The sequence below is a fragment of the Mycobacterium tuberculosis H37Rv genome (assembly GCF_000195955.2).
GTDB classification, from domain to species: domain Bacteria; phylum Actinomycetota; class Actinomycetes; order Mycobacteriales; family Mycobacteriaceae; genus Mycobacterium; species Mycobacterium tuberculosis.
The window spans coordinates 81,674-100,512 of sequence record NC_000962.3; the positions used below are offsets into that span (position 1 = coordinate 81,674).

An 18,839-nucleotide genomic window follows, 5' to 3' on the forward strand; every position below is an offset into this window, starting at 1 on the left:
CGGTGGGCGATCTCAGCATTCAGAACCTCGTCGTTGAGTACTACAGCGGTGGATACGCGCTTAGGCCGATCAACGGTTTGAACCTCGACGTGGCAGCCGGGTCGTTGGTGATGCTGCTCGGACCCAGCGGCTGCGGCAAGACGACACTGCTTTCCTGTCTGGGCGGCATTCTGCGCCCGAAGTCTGGGGCGATCAAGTTCGACGAAGTCGACATCACGACGCTACAAGGCGCCGAGCTGGCGAACTACCGGCGTAACAAGGTCGGCATCGTGTTCCAGGCGTTCAATCTGGTGCCCAGCCTGACCGCTGTCGAGAACGTGATGGTGCCGTTACGCTCGGCCGGGATGTCACGCAGGGCGTCGCGTAGGCGTGCCGAAGAACTGCTGGCGCGCGTCAATCTCGCGGAACGAATGAATCATCGACCCGGTGATCTGAGCGGAGGTCAGCAGCAACGAGTCGCGGTGGCACGCGCGATTGCGCTGGATCCGCCACTGATCCTCGCTGACGAACCGACCGCACACCTGGATTTCATCCAGGTGGAGGAGGTGCTGCGGTTGATCCGCGAACTGGCCGATGGCGAGCGTGTGGTCGTGGTCGCAACCCACGACAGCAGGATGTTGCCGATGGCCGATCGCGTCGTTGAGCTGACACCCGATTTCGCGGAGACAAATCGGCCACCTGAAACCGTACATCTTCAGGCCGGCGAGGTGCTGTTCGAGCAGAGCACGATGGGCGACCTGATCTACGTGGTGTCGGAGGGCGAGTTTGAGATTGTGCACGAATTGGCCGACGGCGGTGAGGAATTGGTCAAGGTTGCCGGGCCGGGGGATTACTTCGGCGAGATAGGCGTGCTGTTTCACCTGCCGCGCTCGGCGACCGTGCGTGCCCGCAGCGACGCGACGGCCGTCGGCTATACCGTGCAGGCGTTTCGTGAGCGGCTCGGCGTGGGGGGTCTGCGCGATCTGATCGAGCATCGTGCGCTTGCCAACGACTAACCCGGCTTGGCCGGAACTAGCCACTGCCGGGGCAGCGGTGGCGGTTCACACCGCGTGCGCGTTTGGAGGTCCCTGAGCGATGGGCGATCTGAGCATTAGCCAGGTGTCGGCGCGTCCGGGACGGATCGGGATTCGCGCTAGGCAAATGTTCGACGGATACCGGTTTCAGCGTGGTCCCGTGCTGGTCGTGGTCGAGGATGGTCGGATCAGCGCGGTCGATTTTGCTGGCTCCGCCTGCCCCGATATGAACCTGGTTGATCTGGGTGAATCGACTTTGTTGCCGGGTCTGGTGGATGCGCATGCGCATTTGTGCTGGGACCCCGACGGTAGGCCAGAGGATTTGGCCGGCGACCCCCATGCGGTGCTGGTGGGACGGGCGCGACGGCACGCCGCGGCCGCGTTGCGCTCCGGGATCACCACGATTCGCGATCTCGGCGACCGTGACTATGCGGCCTTGGCGCTGCGGGAGGAGTATCGGCAGAAAACGACGGTGGGGCCGGAACTGGTGGTTTCTGGGCCACCATTGACTCGCAGCGGCGGGCATTGCTGGTTCCTCGGCGGCGTGGCCGATAGCGTCGAGGAGCTGGTTGATGCGGTGCAGGAGCGGGCCGCGCGGGGAGCGGATTGGATCAAGGTGATGGCCACGGGCGGATTCGTTACCACAGCATCCGATCCGTGGCAGCCGCAGTACGGCAGCGGCCAACTGGCCGCGGTGGTGGCGGCCGCCGAGCAGGTAGGTCTACCGGTGACCGCACATGCACATGCCACCGCAGGGATCGCCGCGGCGGTCGCCGCGGGTGTTGACGGCATCGAGCACTGCACGTTCTTGAGCGAAGGCAGCGCCGCCGCCAGCCCGGATGTTGTTGAAGCGATTGTTGCCCAAGGTGTGTGGTGCGGTATGACGATTCCCCGGGTGTATCCGGAGATGCCGGAGAACCTTGTCGCGGTTGTGCAGGATGGATGGCGAAACATCCGCCGGCTCATCGACGCCGGTGCGCGTGTCGCCCTGTCCACCGACGCTGGAGTCGCCCCGGGCAGACGCCATGACGTGCTCCCCGACGATTTGGTGTATCTGTCTCGACACGGGTTCACCAGCACAGAGGTGCTGACCGGCGCCACCGCAGCGGCCGCTGCCAGCTGTGGGCTCGGCCACCGCAAGGGTCGCATCGCGCCGGGCTACGACGCTGATCTGCTGGCTGTTGCGGCAGGTGTGGACCATGACCCCGCCGGACTCTGCGACGTCAAAGCCGTCTGGCGCAGCGGAACCCAGGTACCGCTACAAGCATCCGCTGTGGGCTACAACACCCCGTCATAACCCCGTCATAAAATGCAGGACAGCATCTTCAATCTGTTGACCGAGGAACAGCTTCGGGGTCGCAACACGCTCAAGTGGAACTATTTCGGGCCCGATGTAGTGCCACTGTGGCTGGCGGAGATGGACTTTCCCACCGCACCGGCTGTGCTCGACGGGGTGCGGGCGTGCGTCGACAACGAGGAGTTCGGCTACCCGCCGTTGGGCGAGGACAGCCTGCCGAGGGCGACGGCCGATTGGTGCCGACAACGCTACGGTTGGTGCCCCCGACCGGACTGGGTCCGCGTCGTGCCGGATGTCCTGAAGGGGATGGAAGTCGTCGTCGAATTCCTTACCCGGCCGGAGAGTCCGGTCGCGTTGCCGGTTCCGGCTTACATGCCGTTTTTCGACGTCCTGCACGTCACCGGCCGCCAACGAGTGGAAGTCCCAATGGTGCAGCAAGACTCGGGACGCTACCTGCTGGACCTGGACGCTCTGCAGGCCGCGTTCGTCCGCGGTGCCGGATCGGTGATTATCTGCAATCCGAATAACCCACTGGGTACGGCGTTCACCGAAGCCGAGCTACGTGCGATTGTGGATATCGCGGCCCGCCACGGCGCCCGGGTGATCGCGGATGAGATCTGGGCACCGGTGGTCTACGGATCGCGCCATGTCGCCGCCGCTTCGGTGTCGGAGGCGGCGGCTGAAGTCGTGGTCACGTTGGTGTCGGCGTCCAAAGGCTGGAACTTGCCGGGTCTGATGTGCGCTCAGGTGATCCTGTCTAACCGCCGTGACGCCCACGACTGGGACCGGATCAACATGTTGCACCGCATGGGCGCATCAACGGTCGGTATCCGCGCGAACATCGCCGCCTACCATCATGGCGAATCTTGGTTGGACGAGCTGCTCCCTTATCTGCGGGCGAACCGTGATCATCTGGCACGGGCGCTGCCGGAGTTAGCTCCCGGGGTAGAGGTCAACGCTCCGGACGGTACCTACCTGTCGTGGGTGGATTTCCGTGCGCTGGCTCTGCCGTCTGAACCGGCGGAATACCTGCTCTCGAAGGCGAAGGTGGCGCTGTCGCCTGGCATTCCGTTCGGCGCCGCGGTGGGCTCGGGATTTGCGCGGCTGAACTTCGCCACCACCCGCGCAATACTGGATCGGGCGATCGAGGCTATCGCGGCCGCCCTGCGCGACATCATCGATTAAGCCAACCAGTAGATTCACAACGCTGCGGCGTGTTGGGTCAGGCTGAAGAAGATGTAGGCGAGGCAGATCAGGAAGTTCAGTGCCACGAGAACCAAACCCAGACAGATTAGTGAATGCGTGGCTCGGCGTTGTAGGCGGTGGAATTTCGCGACGCGCTTCTCATGGTTCAGCTGGGTCACGATCAGTGCGAACTTGACGTCGGTCCATTCTTCGTCGGCGGCGGGAGCGCCCAACAGCATTTCCTGAAGGCGCTTCGGCGGGGCTTCGACGCCGACCCGCGCGAAGTGCTGGCTCAGCCGCCGGGCTTGCCTGCGGCCAAGAATCTGACCCCGCACCGGTGGCTGATGCGAGAGCTTCCTTCGTTCGTCCCCCCAGTGGTTGGACGGGGTCGTCACAGCGGGCATTCTAAGTCCCGCGGGCCACAAAAGGCAGTGCCGCGGAACTTCTTGGCCCAAACGGGCACCCGGCTACGTGCGCACCGCGACCGTCGACAACTGGTCGGCGAGCCGGTCCGGGGAATCCACCATCGAGAACGTCCGTGCTCCCTCGATTACCTCGAAACGGGCGCGCGGGATGGTCGCGGCGAGCCGTTGACCGTTCTCGAGTGCGAAGAACACGTCATCCGCCGACCACGCGATGAGCGCCGGCTTGTCGAATTCAGGCAGCCGGGCGGCGACTGCGGTGGTGACTTCGGTGCGCAGCGATAGCGAGAGCTGACGCAGGTCTTCGGCGATGGCCGGGTTGGATAGCGCCGGACGAACCCAGGCCCGGGTGAGATGGTCGATGTTGTGGTGCGACAAACCGGCATACGCGCGGTTACGCGCGGCCGGTGCCCGCATCACCTGGATCGCGGCCCGGAACAGGGTGGCCGATTTCGCGGCCAGGATCACCGGTTTGAGGATCGGCGGCGGAAAGTGTTCGAACGCATCGCAACTAGTGAGGACCAGGGCACCGAGCCGTTCGGGATAGTGGACCGCGACGAGCTGGGTGACGACCCCGCCGGTGTCGTTGCCGACCAGCACCACGTCCTTGAGCTCGAGCGCGGCAAGGACGTCGGCGACGATGCCGGCAACCCCGCCGATGGTCTGGTCGGCGCCGGGGCGTAGCGGCTTAGGATGCGCACCCAGCGGCCAGGTGGGGGCGATGCAGCGCAGGCCACGACCGGCGAGTCGCTCACTGACCCGTCGCCATAGTTGACCGCCCATCATGTACCCGTGCACGAACACGACAGGCCTGCCAGTTTCGGGTCCGGTTGCTTCGTAATGAATAGTTCCGGCACTAATGTCGATCGTCGACATGGATGCCCACCCTTCGAGGTACATTTACAAGCAGACTGCCGGTAACTTACCAACAGATTGTATGGAAATCAAGAGACGCACCCAGGAGGAACGCTCCGCGGCGACCCGCGAGGCGCTGATCACCGGGGCCCGCAAGCTGTGGGGGTTACGGGGTTATGCGGAGGTGGGGACGCCGGAAATCGCGACCGAGGCGGGGGTCACGCGGGGGGCGATGTACCACCAATTCGCCGATAAAGCAGCACTATTCCGCGATGTGGTGGAGGTCGTGGAGCAAGACGTGATGGCCCGGATGGCCACCTTGGTCGCCGCCTCGGGGGCGGCGACGCCGGCCGATGCAATCCGGGCAGCGGTCGATGCCTGGCTCGAGGTATCTGGTGATCCGGAGGTGCGTCAGCTGATCCTGCTGGATGCGCCCGTCGTGCTGGGCTGGGCGGGTTTCCGCGACGTCGCCCAGCGATACAGCCTGGGCATGACCGAACAGTTGATCACCGAGGCGATCCGGGCCGGCCAGTTGGCTCGTCAACCGGTGCGGCCGCTGGCCCAGGTGCTCATTGGCGCGCTCGACGAGGCGGCGATGTTCATCGCCACCGCCGACGACCCCAAGCGCGCCCGTCGGGAGACCAGACAGGTGCTGCGCCGGCTCATCGACGGGATGCTTAACGGCTAGCGCTGGGCGCGGCCTCGGCAAAATGGCTTGCGGACCGGGATCTGAGTTCCAGAACTGGGCGCAGGACTGGCTGGTCACCACTTGGCGGCGAGGCGTGTCCATTCCGCTGCCAGGTCGCGGTCCCGGTGGAAGCCGCGCAGGGTAATCAGCTCGATAGCTTTGCGCGCATCTTGGATATCTTGAGGCGATGCGGCGTCCACGAGCGCACGTAGATCACTGCGATCCTGGGGTCGCCGATCATCATCTCTCGCAAGAAGTTTCATCGCGATCAGATGCGCCGTTGTGGCCACCGGAGCGACTAGATCGGGCAAGATCTCGATCTCCTCGGCAGCCTCCGCAATCTCCGGTTCGATGCCACAGCTCGCGAAAAGGAGGTCCACCACAACATTCGCGGCAGTGTCTGCGGTTGCTCCGAGACGGACCGCTGCCAACCGTCTGGCCGCGTCCTGCTCTACCGACGCCAGGAGATGGTACTGCTGGGTAAGAAGTTGACGGACTAAAGATTCCGCGGCATCGTCGTTTGCCACCGCGACAACAATGTCCACGTCACGGGTGAAACGTGGTTCGGATCGCGCAGACACCGCGAAACCACCAACCAGCGCCCACCGCTGACGCAATCCGGTCAGGTCCTTGGCGACCCTACGGAGTGTCGACTCCACAGCGTTCATGTGAACCGTGTGGACGTCGGGCCTGCGCTGTCACCCTCCTCCGCCCCGGGACGCGTCATCCTCCACGCGTCGATAGCTGCTTCAATTTCAACAACGTCCGCATTGGGCCGTTCACGACCCAGCCTCATGCGCTGCATCTGCTCGCCAACCTCGTACATGTCCAGAGCGAGCCTCAGCTTCTGCGCAGCGACGGAAACTGCCACACTCAAAGCCTACTGGGCGCACGTGTGGCAACGAGTCGATCCACACGAAATGCCGCCGTTGGGCCGCGGACTAGCCGAATTTTCCGGGTGGTGACACAGCCCACATTTGGCATGGGACTTTCGGCCCTGTCCGCGTCCGTGTCGGCCAGACAAGCTTTGGGCATTGGCCACAATCGGGCCACAATCGAAAGCCGAGCAGGTGGAACCGAAACGCAGTCGCCTCGTCGTATGTGCACCCGAGCCATCGCACGCGCGGGAATTCCCGGATGTCGCCGTATTCTCCGGCGGCCGGGCTAACGCATCCCAGGCCGAACGGTTGGCTCGTGCCGTGGGTCGCGTGTTGGCCGATCGGGGCGTCACCGGGGGTGCTCGGGTGCGGCTGACCATGGCGAACTGCGCCGATGGGCCGACGCTGGTGCAGATAAACCTGCAGGTAGGTGACACCCCATTAAGGGCGCAGGCCGCCACCGCGGGCATCGATGATCTGCGACCCGCACTGATCAGACTGGATCGACAGATCGTGCGGGCGTCGGCACAGTGGTGCCCCCGGCCTTGGCCGGATCGGCCCCGCCGGCGATTGACCACGCCGGCCGAGGCGCTAGTCACCCGCCGCAAACCGGTCGTGCTAAGGCGCGCAACCCCGTTGCAGGCGATTGCCGCTATGGACGCCATGGACTACGACGTGCATTTGTTCACCGACGCCGAGACGGGGGAGGACGCTGTGGTCTATCGGGCTGGACCGTCGGGGCTGCGGCTGGCCCGCCAGCACCACGTATTTCCCCCAGGATGGTCACGTTGTCGCGCCCCAGCCGGGCCGCCGGTGCCGCTGATTGTGAATTCGCGTCCGACACCGGTTCTCACGGAGGCCGCCGCGGTGGACCGGGCGCGCGAACATGGACTGCCATTCCTGTTTTTCACCGACCAGGCCACCGGCCGCGGCCAGCTGCTCTACTCCCGCTACGACGGCAACCTCGGGTTGATCACCCCGACCGGTGACGGCGTTGCCGACGGTCTGGCATGAGCCCGGGCTCGCGGCGCGCCAGCCCGCAAAGCGCCCGGGAGGTGGTCGAGCTCGACCGTGACGAGGCGATGCGGTTGCTGGCCAGCGTTGACCATGGGCGTGTGGTGTTCACCCGCGCGGCGCTGCCGGCGATCCGTCCAGTCAATCACCTCGTGGTCGACGGTCGGGTGATCGGGCGCACCCGCCTGACGGCCAAGGTGTCCGTTGCGGTGCGATCGAGCGCCGATGCCGGTGTCGTGGTCGCCTACGAAGCCGACGACCTTGATCCGCGGCGTCGGACGGGGTGGAGTGTGGTGGTGACGGGACTGGCGACCGAGGTCAGCGATCCCGAGCAGGTTGCCCGCTACCAGCGGCTGCTACACCCGTGGGTGAACATGGCGATGGACACCGTGGTCGCGATCGAACCCGAGATCGTCACCGGCATCCGCATCGTTGCTGACTCGCGTACGCCGTAGCCGATTGGCCGCGGGCGGCCCGCACGCATCCGCACTATCTGATAAATTCTTCAACTCGTCAACCGATGTAACGCTGAAGCTCTCAGGAGACGCGGTGGAGTCCGAACCGCTGTACAAGCTCAAGGCGGAGTTCTTCAAAACCCTTGCGCATCCGGCGCGGATCAGGATTTTGGAGCTGCTGGTCGAGCGGGACCGTTCGGTCGGTGAGTTGCTGTCCTCGGACGTCGGCCTGGAGTCGTCGAACCTGTCCCAGCAGCTGGGTGTGCTACGCCGGGCGGGTGTTGTCGCGGCACGTCGTGACGGCAACGCGATGATCTATTCGATTGCCGCACCCGATATCGCCGAGCTGCTGGCGGTGGCACGCAAGGTGCTGGCCAGGGTGCTCAGCGACCGGGTGGCGGTGCTAGAGGACCTCCGCGCCGGCGGCTCGGCCACGTAACGCCATGGGTTGGGTTGCCAAGATTTTCCGTGTTGGCCGGGTGGTCGAGCCCGCGGCCCCCTTACCGGCGGCGATAGCCGAACCACCCGCCGGGGTACGGGGTTCGCTGCAGATCCGACATGTTGACGCGGGTTCGTGCAACGGGTGTGAGGTGGAGATTTCGGGCGCCTTTGGCCCGGTGTATGACGCGGAGCGGTTCGGGGCGCGGCTGGTCGCCTCGCCCCGACACGCCGATGCGTTGTTGGTGACCGGCGTGGTCACGCACAACATGGCCGGCCCACTGCGCAAGACCCTGGAGGCCACGCCGCGCCCGCGGGTGGTAATCGCGTGCGGGGATTGCGCGCTGAACCGGGGGGTGTTCGCCGACGCCTACGGCGTGGTCGGTGCGGTCGGCGAGGTGGTACCCGTCGACGTCGAGATCGCCGGCTGCCCGCCGACACCCGCGGCCATCATGGCGGCGCTGCGATCGGTGACCGGGAAATGACCGCTGCACCGACGGCCGGCGGGGTCGTCACTTCGGGCGTGGGCGTTGCCGGGGTCGGCGTGGGGTTGCTGGGCATGTTTGGACCGGTGCGTGTAGTGCACGTCGGTTGGCTGCTTCCGCTGTCCGGCGTGCACATCGAGCTCGACCGGTTGGGCGGATTCTTCATGGCGCTCACGGGCGCGGTAGCGGCTCCGGTCGGTTGTTACCTGATCGGCTACGTGCGCCGTGAACACCTCGGTCGGGTCCCGATGGCGGTGGTGCCGCTGTTCGTCGCGGCGATGCTGTTGGTGCCGGCCGCGGGCTCGGTGACGACGTTTCTGCTGGCGTGGGAGCTGATGGCGATCGCGTCGCTGATCCTGGTGCTCTCCGAGCACGCCCGCCCGCAGGTCCGCTCGGCGGGCCTGTGGTACGCCGTGATGACTCAGCTGGGATTCATCGCAATCCTGGTCGGGCTGGTGGTGTTGGCGGCGGCCGGGGGTTCCGACCGGTTCGCCGGCCTCGGGGCAGTCTGCGACGGGGTCCGCGCCGCCGTATTTATGCTCACGCTGGTCGGGTTTGGTTCGAAGGCGGGCCTGGTGCCACTGCACGCCTGGCTGCCGCGGGCCCACCCGGAGGCGCCGAGCCCGGTGTCGGCGTTGATGAGCGCGGCGATGGTCAACCTGGGCATCTACGGCATCGTCCGTTTCGATCTGCAGCTGCTGGGGCCGGGCCCACGCTGGTGGGGGCTTGCGCTGCTGGCCGTGGGCGGCACGTCCGCGCTGTATGGGGTGCTGCAGGCTTCGGTGGCCGCCGATCTCAAACGGCTGCTGGCCTATTCGACGACCGAGAACATGGGCCTGATCACGCTGGCGCTCGGTGCGGCAACACTTTTCGCGGATACCGGAGCCTACGGGCCGGCGTCGATCGCCGCCGCCGCAGCGATGCTGCACATGATTGCGCACGCGGCGTTTAAGAGCCTCGCCTTCATGGCGGCCGGATCTGTGCTGGCCGCGACCGGGCTGCGCGACCTGGACCTGCTCGGCGGGCTGGCCCGCCGAATGCCGGCGACCACCGTCTTTTTCGGGGTGGCCGCACTGGGCGCATGTGGTCTGCCGTTGGGCGCCGGGTTTGTCAGTGAGTGGCTGCTGGTCCAGTCGTTGATCCACGCTGCCCCCGGACACGACCCCATCGTGGCGCTGACGACACCGCTGGCGGTCGGCGTGGTCGCACTGGCCACCGGTCTGAGCGTGGCGGCGATGACCAAGGCCTTCGGGATCGGGTTTCTCGCCCGTCCCCGCTCCACCCAAGCCGAAGCGGCGCGTGAGGCGCCGGCCAGCATGCGCGCCGGCATGGCGATCGCGGCGGGCGCCTGCCTGGTGCTGGCGGTGGCACCGCTGCTGGTCGCACCCATGGTGCGGCGGGCCGCCGCGACGCTGCCGGCCGCTCAGGCGGTCAAGTTCACCGGTCTGGGCGCCGTGGTGCGGCTGCCCGCGATGTCCGGGTCGATCGCGCCCGGCGTGATCGCCGCCGCTGTGCTCGCCGCGGCGTTGGCGGTAGCCGTCCTCGCGCGGTGGCGTTTCCGCCGGCGCCCGGCGCCGGCCAGGTTGCCGCTGTGGGCTTGCGGCGCGGCCGATCTCACCGTGCGCATGCAATACACGGCCACGTCGTTCGCCGAGCCGCTGCAGCGGGTCTTCGGCGACGTGCTGCGCCCGGACACCGACATCGAGGTCACCCACACCGCCGAGTCGCGCTATATGGCCGAGCGGATCACCTACCGGACCGCGGTCGCCGACGCGATCGAACAGCGCCTCTATACTCCGGTGGTCGGGGCGGTGGCCGCCATGGCCGAGCTGCTGCGCCGTGCCCACACCGGCAGCGTGCACCGCTACCTGGCCTACGGCGCGCTGGGCGTACTGATCGTGCTGGTGGTCGCGAGGTGAACGTGATGTCCTACCTAGCGGGCGCCGCGCAAATCGGCGGGGTCATGGTGGGTGCGCCGCTGGTCATCGGTATGACGCGGCAGGTACGGGCACGCTGGGAAGGCCGGGCCGGCGCCGGCCTGCTGCAACCGTGGCGTGATCTGCTCAAACAGCTTGGCAAGCAACAGATCACACCGGCGGGGACGACGATCGTGTTCGCCGCCGCGCCGGTGATCGTCGCCGGGACAACGCTTTTGATCGCCGCGATCGCACCTCTGGTGGCCACCGGGTCACCCCTGGACCCCAGCGCCGACTTGTTTGCCGTGGTCGGGCTGCTATTCCTGGGCACCGTCGCACTGACCCTGGCCGGCATCGACACCGGCACCTCTTTCGGCGGCATGGGCGCCAGCCGCGAGATCACCATCGCCGCACTGGTCGAACCAACGATCCTGCTGGCGGTGTTCGCGCTGTCCATCCCCGCCGGATCGGCCAATCTCGGTGCGCTGGTGGCGAGTACGATCGACCACCCGGGCCACGTGGTGTCGCTGGCCGGCGTACTGGCCTTCGTGGCGTTGGTGATTGTCATCGTCGCCGAGACCGGGCGGCTGCCGGTGGACAACCCGGCCACCCACCTGGAATTGACGATGGTGCACGAGGCCATGGTCCTCGAGTACGCCGGCCCACGGCTGGCGCTGGTCGAATGGGCGGCCGGGATGCGGCTCACGGTGCTGCTGGCACTGCTGGCGAATCTGTTCCTGCCGTGGGGGATCGCCGGCGCCGCGCCCACCGCGCTCGACGTGTTGACCGGCGTGGTGGCGGTGGCGGCCAAGGTCGCGATTCTCGCGGTGCTGCTGGCGACGTTCGAGGTGTTCCTCGCCAAACTGCGATTGTTCCGGGTACCCGAACTGCTGGCCGGCTCGTTTCTGCTGGCCTTGCTCGCGGTCACCGCCGCCAACTTCTTCACGGTGGGGGCGTGAGGGGCCAGCGATGAGTAACGCCAACTTCTCGATCCTGGTCGACTTCGCCGCGGGTGGGCTGGTGTTGGCGTCGGTGCTGATTGTCTGGCGCCGCGACCTGCGGGCCATTGTGCGGCTGCTGGCCTGGCAGGGTGCTGCGCTGGCCGCGATCCCGCTACTGCGCGGCATCCGCGACAACGACCGTGCGCTGATCGCGGTGGGCATCGCCGTGTTGGCGCTGCGCGCGCTGGTGTTGCCCTGGCTGCTGGCCCGCGCGGTGGGCGCCGAAGCGGCCGCGCAGCGGGAGGCCACCCCGTTGGTCAACACCGCCAGCTCGCTGCTGATTACCGCCGGACTGACCCTCACCGCGTTCGCGATCACCCAGCCGGTGGTCAACCTGGAACCGGGCGTCACCATCAACGCGGTGCCGGCCGCGTTCGCGGTGGTGCTGATCGCGCTGTTCGTGATGACCACGCGGCTGCACGCGGTCTCGCAGGCCGCCGGATTCCTGATGCTAGACAACGGGATCGCGGCGACCGCATTCCTGCTCACCGCCGGGGTGCCGCTGATCGTCGAACTTGGTGCCTCGCTGGACGTGCTGTTCGCGGTCATCGTGATCGGCGTGTTGACCGGCCGGCTGCGCCGCATTTTCGGCGATGCCGACCTGGACAAGCTGCGGGAGTTGCGGGATTGATGACCGGTTTGCTGCTTGCCGCGATCCTCGCACCGCTCGCCGCGTCAATCGCCTCCTTGATCACCGGGTGGCGACGCACGACGGCGACGCTCACCGCGCTGTCCGCCACGACGGTGCTGGCCTGCGCTGTGGCGATGGGGTTTTGGATGGGGTCGGGGGCGCAGTTCGGGCTGGGCGGTCTGCTGCGCGCCGATGCGCTGACGGTGGTCATGCTCGTCGTCATCGGGATCGTCGGCACACTGGCCACCGCGGCGAGCATCGGCTACATCGACACCGAGCTGGCACACGGGCATATCGACGGACGTAGCGCTCGGCTGTATGGGGTGCTGACCCCGGCGTTTCTTTGCGCGATGGTTCTGGCGGTGTGCGCCAACAACATCGGCGTCATTTGGGTAGCGATCGAGGCCACCACGGTGATCACCGCGTTTCTGGTGGGGCATCGCCGCACCCGCACCGCGCTGGAAGCGACCTGGAAATACGTGGTGATCTGTTCGGTCGGGATCGCCGTCGCCTTCTTGGGTACCGTGCTGCTGTATTTCGCCGCGCGGGATTCCGGTGCCGCTGCTGCCGGCGCGCTGAACCTCGATATCCTGGCCGAACACGCCGCCGGCCTAGACCCCGGGGTCGCTCGACTGGCCGGCGGGTTGCTGCTCATCGGTTATGGCGCCAAGGCGGGCCTCTTCCCGTTTCACACCTGGCTGGCGGACGCGCACAGCCAAGCCCCCGCACCGGTGTCCGCACTGATGAGCGGCGTGCTGCTGGCGGTGGCGTTCTCGGTGCTGATCCGATTGCGGCCGATCCTCGACGCGGTCAGCGGGCCCGCCTACCTGCGCAACGGGCTGCTCGTGGTCGGGTTGGCGACGCTGCTGGTGGCGGTGCTGATGCTGACCGTGACCGGCGACGTCAAGCGGATGCTGGCCTACTCGTCGATGGAGCACATGGGCCTGATCGCGATCGCCGCGGCCGCCGGCACGACATTGGCGATCGCCGCGCTGCTGCTGCACGTGCTCGCCCACGGGATCGGCAAGACCGTGCTGTTTCTGGCGGGCGGTCAGCTGCAGGCCGCACACGACTCCACCGCCATCGCCGATATCACCGGCGTGATGCGACGGTCGCGGCTGATCGGCGTGTCGTTTGCCGTCGGCCTGATCGTCCTGCTTGGCTTGCCGCCGTTCGCGATGTTCGCCAGCGAGCTGGCGATCGCGCGCTCATTGGCCAACGAGCGGCTGGCCTGGGTGCTGGGTGCGGCGCTGCTGCTGATCGCCATCGGTTTCACGGCTCTGGCACGCAATTCCGGACGCATGCTGCTCGGCACCCCGGCGGCGGGCGCGCCGGCGATCACCGTGCCGGCCACCGCGGCGGCGGCGTTGATGGTGGGCATCGTCGTCTCGGCGGCCCTCGGCATCACCGCGGGCCCACTCGCCGACCTGCTTGGCATCGCCGCCAGCAACGTGGGTCTACCGTGATGAGTGCCAGCTGGCTGCGCCACCGGGTATCCGAGCGTGGACTGATAGCGACGGCCGAACAACTCTGGGCCGATTCGTTTCGCCTGGCCCTGGTCGCTGCCCACGACGACGGCGACAGTCTGCGTGTCGTGTACCTTTTCTTGGCGGGCTATCCAGATCGCCGCGTCGAGTTGGAATACGTTGTGCCGGCGGATAATCCAGAGATCAGATCGTTGGCGTACCTGTCCTTTCCGGCTGGCCGGTTCGAGCGCGAAATGGCGGACCTGTACGGAATTCGCCCGGTCGGCCATCCCAAACCCCGCCGACTGGTACGGCACGCGCATTGGCCCGACTGGCATCCCATGCGCACCGACGCCGGGCCCGCGCCCGAATTCACTGATACGGGGGCCTTCCCGTTCCTCGCCGTCGAAGGACCCGGCGTGTACGAGATTCCGGTCGGGCCGGTGCACGCCGGCCTCATCGAACCCGGTCACTTCCGGTTTTCTGTCGCGGGCGAGACGATCGTGCGGCTGAAGGCGCGGCTGTGGTTTGTGCACCGTGGCATCGAGAAACTCTTCCACGGCCGCCCCGCCACGGCCGCGGTCGATCTCGCCGAACGCATCAGCGGCGACACGTCGGCAGCGCACGCGCTCGCGCACAGCCTGGCGATCGAAGACGCTCTCGGCATCGAGCTGCCCCACGAGGTCCACCGGCTGCGGGCCCTGATCGTCGAACTCGAACGGCTCTACAACCACGCCGCCGACCTGGGTGCCTTGGCCAACGACGTCGGCTACTCGCTGGCCAACGCTCACGCCCAACGCATCCGCGAAAATCTGTTGCGGCGCAATGCCGCAGTCACCGGTCACCGGCTACTGCGCGGCGCCATCCGCGCGGGCGGGGTTGCGCTGCGTGCGCTGCCCGATACCGACGAGCTTGCAGCGCTCGCCGTCGATCTCGCCGAGGTCGCCACCCTGACGCTGGCCAACTCGGTGGTCTACGACCGCTTCGCCGGCACCGCCGTGCTGCACCCCGACGACGCCAGCGCCCTGGGCTGCCTGGGCTATGTTGCCCGCGCCAGCGGACTGCGCAGCGACGCCCGGGTCGAACACCCCACCATAGTGCTGCCCATCACCGAGATCGGCGCGCCTGACGGCGACGTCTTGGCTCGCTACACCGTGCGGCGCGACGAATTCGCCGCGTCTGCCGCTCTTGCTCAACACATTGTCGAATCACACACCGGTCCAATAGAATACGCCGCTACACTGCACCCGGTGGGCGCGCCCAGCAGCGGTATCGGCATCGTCGAAGGCTGGCGCGGCACTATCGTGCACCGCGTCGAAATTGACGTCGATGGCCGCATCACCCGGGCGAAAGTCGTCGATCCGTCCTGGTTCAACTGGCCCGCACTGCCGGTGGCGATGGCCGACACCATCGTCCCCGACTTCCCGTTGGCCAACAAAAGCTTCAACCAGTCCTACGCGGGCAACGACCTCTAACCGTGAGCGCGCCCAGTTGTACGGCCCTAGCGGCGTGTCGGTGTACAAACACGCACCCTCGCGGGTTCGGTTGCGCCAAACTAGAAGTACCGTGGTCAAGGGACGTTCGGGGAGCCTGTCGTGGCGTCGAGTGCGCACCGGTGACCTCGGTCTGGCTGTTTGGGGTGGACGCGAGGAGTACCGGGCGGTCAAACCGGGCACACCAGGGATACAACCGAAGGGAGACATGATGACTGTGACCGTTGTCGATGCTGGACCCGGCCGGGTGAGCCGTTCGGTGGAGGTGGCCGCGCCGGCGGCCGAGTTGTTCGCCATCGTTGCTGATCCCCGGCGCCACCGCGAACTGGACGGATCGGGCACGGTTCGCGGCAACATCAAGGTACCGGCGAAATTAGTTGTCGGGTCGAAGTTTTCGACGAAGATGAAGTTGTTCGGCCTACCGTATCGCATCACCAGCAGGGTGACCGCGCTCAAACCGAACGAATTGGTCGAGTGGAGCCACCCGTTAGGCCATCGGTGGAGATGGGAATTCGAATCGCTGTCACCGACACTGACCCGCGTCACCGAGACATTCGACTACCACGCCGCCGGTGCGATCAAGAACGGCCTGAAGTTCTACGAGATGACGGGTTTCGCGAAGTCCAATGCGGCGGGAATCGAGGCCACGTTGGCCAAGCTGAGCGATCAGTACGCCCGCGGTAGGGCATGACGCCATGGGGGCGTGTCGGTGTACCGACACGCTCGCTCACGGGTTCGGTTGCACCAAGAAAAGATGTACCAGATCACCTGCCTGAATAGGATTTTTGGCCCGACGTAGCTTCGGGCTAGCGCGAGCGACGACTCCGCCGTCGAGCAGGATGTCACCGTGGATCAACCGTGGAACGCCAACATCCACTACGACGCTCTGCTGGATGCCATGGTGCCGCTCGGTACCCAGTGCGTGCTCGACGTCGGGTGCGGCGACGGGTTGCTGGCTGCCCGGCTGGCTCGGCGCATACCCTACGTCACGGCAGTGGACATCGATGCGCCCGTCCTGCGACGTGCGCAGACACGGTTCGCCAACGCGCCGATCCGCTGGCTGCATGCCGACATCATGACGGCTGAGCTGCCCAACGCGGGCTTCGACGCCGTGGTCTCCAATGCCGCCCTGCACCACATCGAGGACACTCGGACGGCGCTGAGCCGGCTCGGCGGGCTGGTAACTCCCGGTGGGACGCTGGCCGTGGTCACCTTCGTGACGCCCTCGCTGCGAAACGGCTTATGGCACTTGACAAGCTGGGTTGCCTGCGGCATGGCCAATCGCGTCAAGGGCAAGTGGGAACATTCCGCTCCGATCAAGTGGCCGCCCCCGCAGACGTTGCATGAGCTACGCAGCCACGTTCGCGCCCTGCTGCCCGGGGCGTGTATCCGTCGGCTGCTGTACGGCCGGGTGCTCGTTACGTGGCGCGCACCCGTCTAATCGGGAGAACCCAATGGCGGCGGCCGATATGACCAAGTGCGCGTTAGCTTGCGAGATTGGCTGCCCGCATCCAATGATCGGCGGATACGGGTCGCAAACCACCTCAGACCGGCAGCTAAGGAGCGCAAGTGGCCAAGAACCAAAACCGCATCCGCAACCGGTGGGAGTTGATCACCTGTGGTCTCGGGGGACACGTCACCTACGCGCCGGACGACGCGGCACTTGCTGCGCGGCTGCGCGCCAGCACCGGGCTGGGCGAAGTATGGCGCTGCTTGCGCTGCGGCGATTTCGCGCTCGGTGGGCCGCAGGGGCGTGGTGCTCCCGAGGATGCGCCGTTGATTATGCGCGGCAAGGCGTTACGTCAGGCCATCATCATTCGCGCGCTCGGGGTCGAACGGCTAGTCCGGGCGTTGGTGTTGGCGCTGGCCGCGTGGGCGGTGTGGGAGTTTCGCGGTGCGCGGGGAGCTATCCAGGCGACCCTGGATAGGGACTTGCCGGTCCTGCGTGCGGCCGGATTCAAGGTCGATCAAATGACGGTGATCCACGCTCTGGAGAAAGCGTTGGCCGCCAAACCGTCGACGTTGGCCCTGATCACGGGCATGCTGGCGGCATACGCAGTGCTGCAGGCCGTCGAGGGGGTCGGTTTGTGGCTGCTGAAGCGCTGGGGCGAGTACTTCGCGGTGGTGGCCACCTCAATTTTCCTGCCGTTGGAGGTTCACGACCTGGCCAAGGGCATCACGACGACTCGGGTCGTGACCTTCAGCATCAATGTCGCCGCCGTTGTCTACCTGCTGATTTCTAAGCGGTTGTTCGGTGTGCGCGGCGGGCGCAAGGCTTATGACGTCGAACGGCGCGGCGAGCAGCTGCTCGACCTCGAGCGCGCCGCGATGCTCACCTGACCAGCCAAAATCCCACCTGTGCGGGGCCTGCGGGTTGTGTCAAAGGTCACCAGCGCCTTTTTCGCACTGTTTACTCCGGCGCGGCGTGCCCGTAAAGCCGCCCGGGTGAACTTGGATCAGGTGGCGCAATGTCGCCGGACCGACGAAGGACCGACGCTGTGTCAACACTGCCAACCTGGGTCAGCCAGAGCTCTACCGACCGCGGCGTGGTCGCGCCAATCACAGCGCGTGCCCGCGACGCACTGCAGGCCGTGCTGCGCGCCAGGCGCCGCGGCCAGCGCTCTGACTTGCGCCTTATGCGCAGAGGCGTGGAGCGTTGTTGAGGTCAGGCCCGCGCCGAGGGCCGCGACTTTCTCGCTACAATCGCGCGCGGCGCGGGAGAGCCGCTAGCCGCCGGTGACCGGCGATTGGAGATTGAGTTGCGACCGAACGGATGGCGGTGACGGTCGGCGTCATTTGTGCGATCCCGCAAGAGCTGGCGTATCTGCGCGGTGTCCTGGTCGATGCGAAACGCCAGCAGGTCGCGCAGATCCTCTTCGATAGCGGCCAACTCGACGCGCACCGGGTCGTGTTGGCCGCCGCCGGCATGGGCAAAGTTAACACGGGCCTGACCGCAACGCTGCTTGCCGATCGATTCGGCTGCCGCACCATCGTTTTCACGGGAGTGGCCGGCGGGCTGGATCCCGAGCTATGCATCGGTGACATCGTCATCGCCGATCGGGTCGTCCAACACGACTTCGGTCTGCTCACCGATGAGCGGCTGCGCCCCTATCAGCCCGGACACATCCCCTTCATCGAACCGACCGAGCGGCTCGGATACCCGGTTGATCCCGCGGTCATCGATCGGGTCAAACACCGCCTCGACGGGTTCACGCTGGCGCCGCTGTCCACCGCCGCGGGAGGTGGTGGCCGGCAGCCACGCATCTACTACGGCACCATCCTGACCGGTGACCAATACCTTCACTGCGAGCGCACCCGCAACCGGCTGCACCACGAACTCGGCGGTATGGCCGTCGAAATGGAAGGCGGTGCGGTGGCGCAAATCTGCGCGTCCTTCGATATCCCATGGCTGGTCATTCGCGCGCTCTCCGATCTCGCCGGAGCCGATTCGGGGGTGGACTTCAATCGGTTTGTCGGCGAGGTGGCGGCCAGTTCGGCCCGCGTTCTGCTGCGCTTGCTGCCGGTGTTGACGGCCTGTTGAAGACGACTATCCGCCGGTGCGTTCACCGCGTCAGGCGGCTTCGGTGAGGTGAGTAATTTGG

Annotated in this window: 21 protein-coding genes; 17 read left to right on the forward strand and 4 right to left on the reverse strand. The window is 66.5% G+C overall.

Translation table 11 applies throughout. The features are described 5' to 3' along the window. The first annotated feature begins 2 nt into the window (after nt 1-2). The 3 genes from Rv0073 (at nt 3) to Rv0075 (ending at nt 3,495) form a co-directional block, all read left to right on the forward strand. The gene (locus Rv0073) at nt 3-995 is read left to right on the forward strand and encodes a glutamine ABC transporter ATP-binding protein (protein ID NP_214587.1); all 993 of its coding nucleotides are present in this window, start codon (nt 3-5) and stop codon (nt 993-995) included. Between the two features lie 79 nt (nt 996-1,074). Next, the gene (locus Rv0074) at nt 1,075-2,310 is read left to right on the forward strand and encodes a hypothetical protein (RefSeq protein NP_214588.1); all 1,236 of its coding nucleotides are present in this window, start codon (nt 1,075-1,077) and stop codon (nt 2,308-2,310) included. A 12-nt stretch (nt 2,311-2,322) separates the two neighbouring features. Continuing rightward, nucleotides 2,323-3,495, forward strand: a complete 1,173-nt coding sequence (locus Rv0075) for an aminotransferase (protein NP_214589.1) — start codon at nt 2,323-2,325, stop codon at nt 3,493-3,495. Between the two features lie 14 nt (nt 3,496-3,509). Here Rv0075 and Rv0076c read toward each other — a convergent pair whose 3' ends face one another. After that, the gene (locus tag Rv0076c) at nt 3,510-3,899 is read right to left on the reverse strand and encodes a membrane protein (RefSeq protein NP_214590.1); all 390 of its coding nucleotides are present in this window, start codon (nt 3,897-3,899) and stop codon (nt 3,510-3,512) included. 63 nt (nt 3,900-3,962) lie between these two features. Further along, nucleotides 3,963-4,793 carry an oxidoreductase gene (locus Rv0077c; protein NP_214591.1) on the reverse strand — a complete coding sequence of 277 codons (831 nt, stop codon included), beginning with the start codon at nt 4,791-4,793 and terminating at the stop codon, nt 3,963-3,965. Between the two features lie 61 nt (nt 4,794-4,854). Between Rv0077c and Rv0078 the strand changes: the two genes are divergently transcribed. After that, entirely contained in the window at nt 4,855-5,460 is a 606-nt protein-coding gene (locus tag Rv0078) for a transcriptional regulator (protein ID NP_214592.1), read from the forward strand. 74 nt (nt 5,461-5,534) lie between these two features. On the opposite strand, the gene Rv0078A is transcribed toward Rv0078, so the two are convergent. Together Rv0078A and Rv0078B are read right to left on the reverse strand one after the other, a co-directional pair. Beyond that, nucleotides 5,535-6,128, reverse strand: coding sequence for a hypothetical protein (locus Rv0078A; RefSeq protein ID YP_177616.1), 594 nt, complete (start codon nt 6,126-6,128; stop codon nt 5,535-5,537). Next, nucleotides 6,125-6,331 carry a hypothetical protein gene (locus tag Rv0078B; RefSeq protein ID YP_007408717.1) on the reverse strand — a complete coding sequence of 69 codons (207 nt, stop codon included), beginning with the start codon at nt 6,329-6,331 and terminating at the stop codon, nt 6,125-6,127. Before Rv0078B ends, Rv0078A begins: the two co-directional genes overlap by 4 nt. Nucleotides 6,332-6,530: 199 nt before the next feature. Here Rv0078B and Rv0079 point away from each other — a divergent pair, with 199 nt between their 5' ends. The 13 genes from Rv0079 to mtn all read left to right on the forward strand — a co-directional run bounded on the left by Rv0079 (nt 6,531) and on the right by mtn (nt 18,778). Then, nucleotides 6,531-7,352 (forward strand): hypothetical protein, encoded by an 822-nt coding sequence (locus tag Rv0079; protein NP_214593.1) that lies wholly within the window; start codon nt 6,531-6,533, stop codon nt 7,350-7,352. Further along, on the forward strand, nt 7,349-7,807 hold the full coding sequence (locus tag Rv0080; RefSeq protein ID NP_214594.1) for a hypothetical protein: 459 nt from the start codon (nt 7,349-7,351) through the stop codon (nt 7,805-7,807). The genes Rv0079 and Rv0080 overlap by 4 nt, the downstream gene beginning before the upstream one ends. Before the next feature lie 94 nt (nt 7,808-7,901). Continuing rightward, on the forward strand, nt 7,902-8,246 hold the full coding sequence (locus Rv0081) for an HTH-type transcriptional regulator (protein ID NP_214595.1): 345 nt from the start codon (nt 7,902-7,904) through the stop codon (nt 8,244-8,246). Between the two features lie 4 nt (nt 8,247-8,250). Further along, nucleotides 8,251-8,730 (forward strand): oxidoreductase, encoded by a 480-nt coding sequence (locus tag Rv0082; protein ID NP_214596.2) that lies wholly within the window; start codon nt 8,251-8,253, stop codon nt 8,728-8,730. Next, entirely contained in the window at nt 8,727-10,649 is a 1,923-nt protein-coding gene (locus Rv0083; RefSeq protein NP_214597.1) for an oxidoreductase, read from the forward strand. The genes Rv0082 and Rv0083 overlap by 4 nt, the downstream gene beginning before the upstream one ends. Before the next feature lie 5 nt (nt 10,650-10,654). Beyond that, nucleotides 10,655-11,605, forward strand: coding sequence for a formate hydrogenlyase HycD (gene hycD / locus Rv0084; RefSeq protein NP_214598.1), 951 nt, complete (start codon nt 10,655-10,657; stop codon nt 11,603-11,605). A gap of 10 nt (nt 11,606-11,615) precedes the next feature. Continuing rightward, nucleotides 11,616-12,278, forward strand: coding sequence for a hydrogenase HycP (gene hycP / locus Rv0085; protein ID NP_214599.1), 663 nt, complete (start codon nt 11,616-11,618; stop codon nt 12,276-12,278). Next, complete coding sequence (hycQ, locus tag Rv0086) at nt 12,278-13,744, forward strand: hydrogenase HycQ (protein NP_214600.1); 1,467 nt, start codon at nt 12,278-12,280, stop codon at nt 13,742-13,744. Before hycP ends, hycQ begins: the two co-directional genes overlap by 1 nt. Then, nucleotides 13,741-15,219, forward strand: a complete 1,479-nt coding sequence (gene hycE / locus Rv0087; RefSeq protein NP_214601.1) for a formate hydrogenase HycE — start codon at nt 13,741-13,743, stop codon at nt 15,217-15,219. Before hycQ ends, hycE begins: the two co-directional genes overlap by 4 nt. A 34-nt stretch (nt 15,220-15,253) precedes the next feature. Further along, nucleotides 15,254-15,928, forward strand: coding sequence for a polyketide cyclase/dehydrase (locus tag Rv0088; RefSeq protein NP_214602.1), 675 nt, complete (start codon nt 15,254-15,256; stop codon nt 15,926-15,928). A gap of 156 nt (nt 15,929-16,084) precedes the next feature. Further along, the gene (locus Rv0089; RefSeq protein NP_214603.1) at nt 16,085-16,678 is read left to right on the forward strand and encodes a methyltransferase; all 594 of its coding nucleotides are present in this window, start codon (nt 16,085-16,087) and stop codon (nt 16,676-16,678) included. A gap of 128 nt (nt 16,679-16,806) precedes the next feature. Continuing rightward, a complete protein-coding gene (locus Rv0090; RefSeq protein ID NP_214604.1) occupies nt 16,807-17,577 on the forward strand; it encodes a membrane protein in 771 nt (256 codons plus the stop codon). A 433-nt stretch (nt 17,578-18,010) separates the two neighbouring features. Further along, nucleotides 18,011-18,778, forward strand: a complete 768-nt coding sequence (mtn, locus tag Rv0091; RefSeq protein ID NP_214605.1) for a 5'-methylthioadenosine/S-adenosylhomocysteine nucleosidase — start codon at nt 18,011-18,013, stop codon at nt 18,776-18,778. The last annotated feature ends 61 nt before the right edge of the window (nt 18,779-18,839 follow it).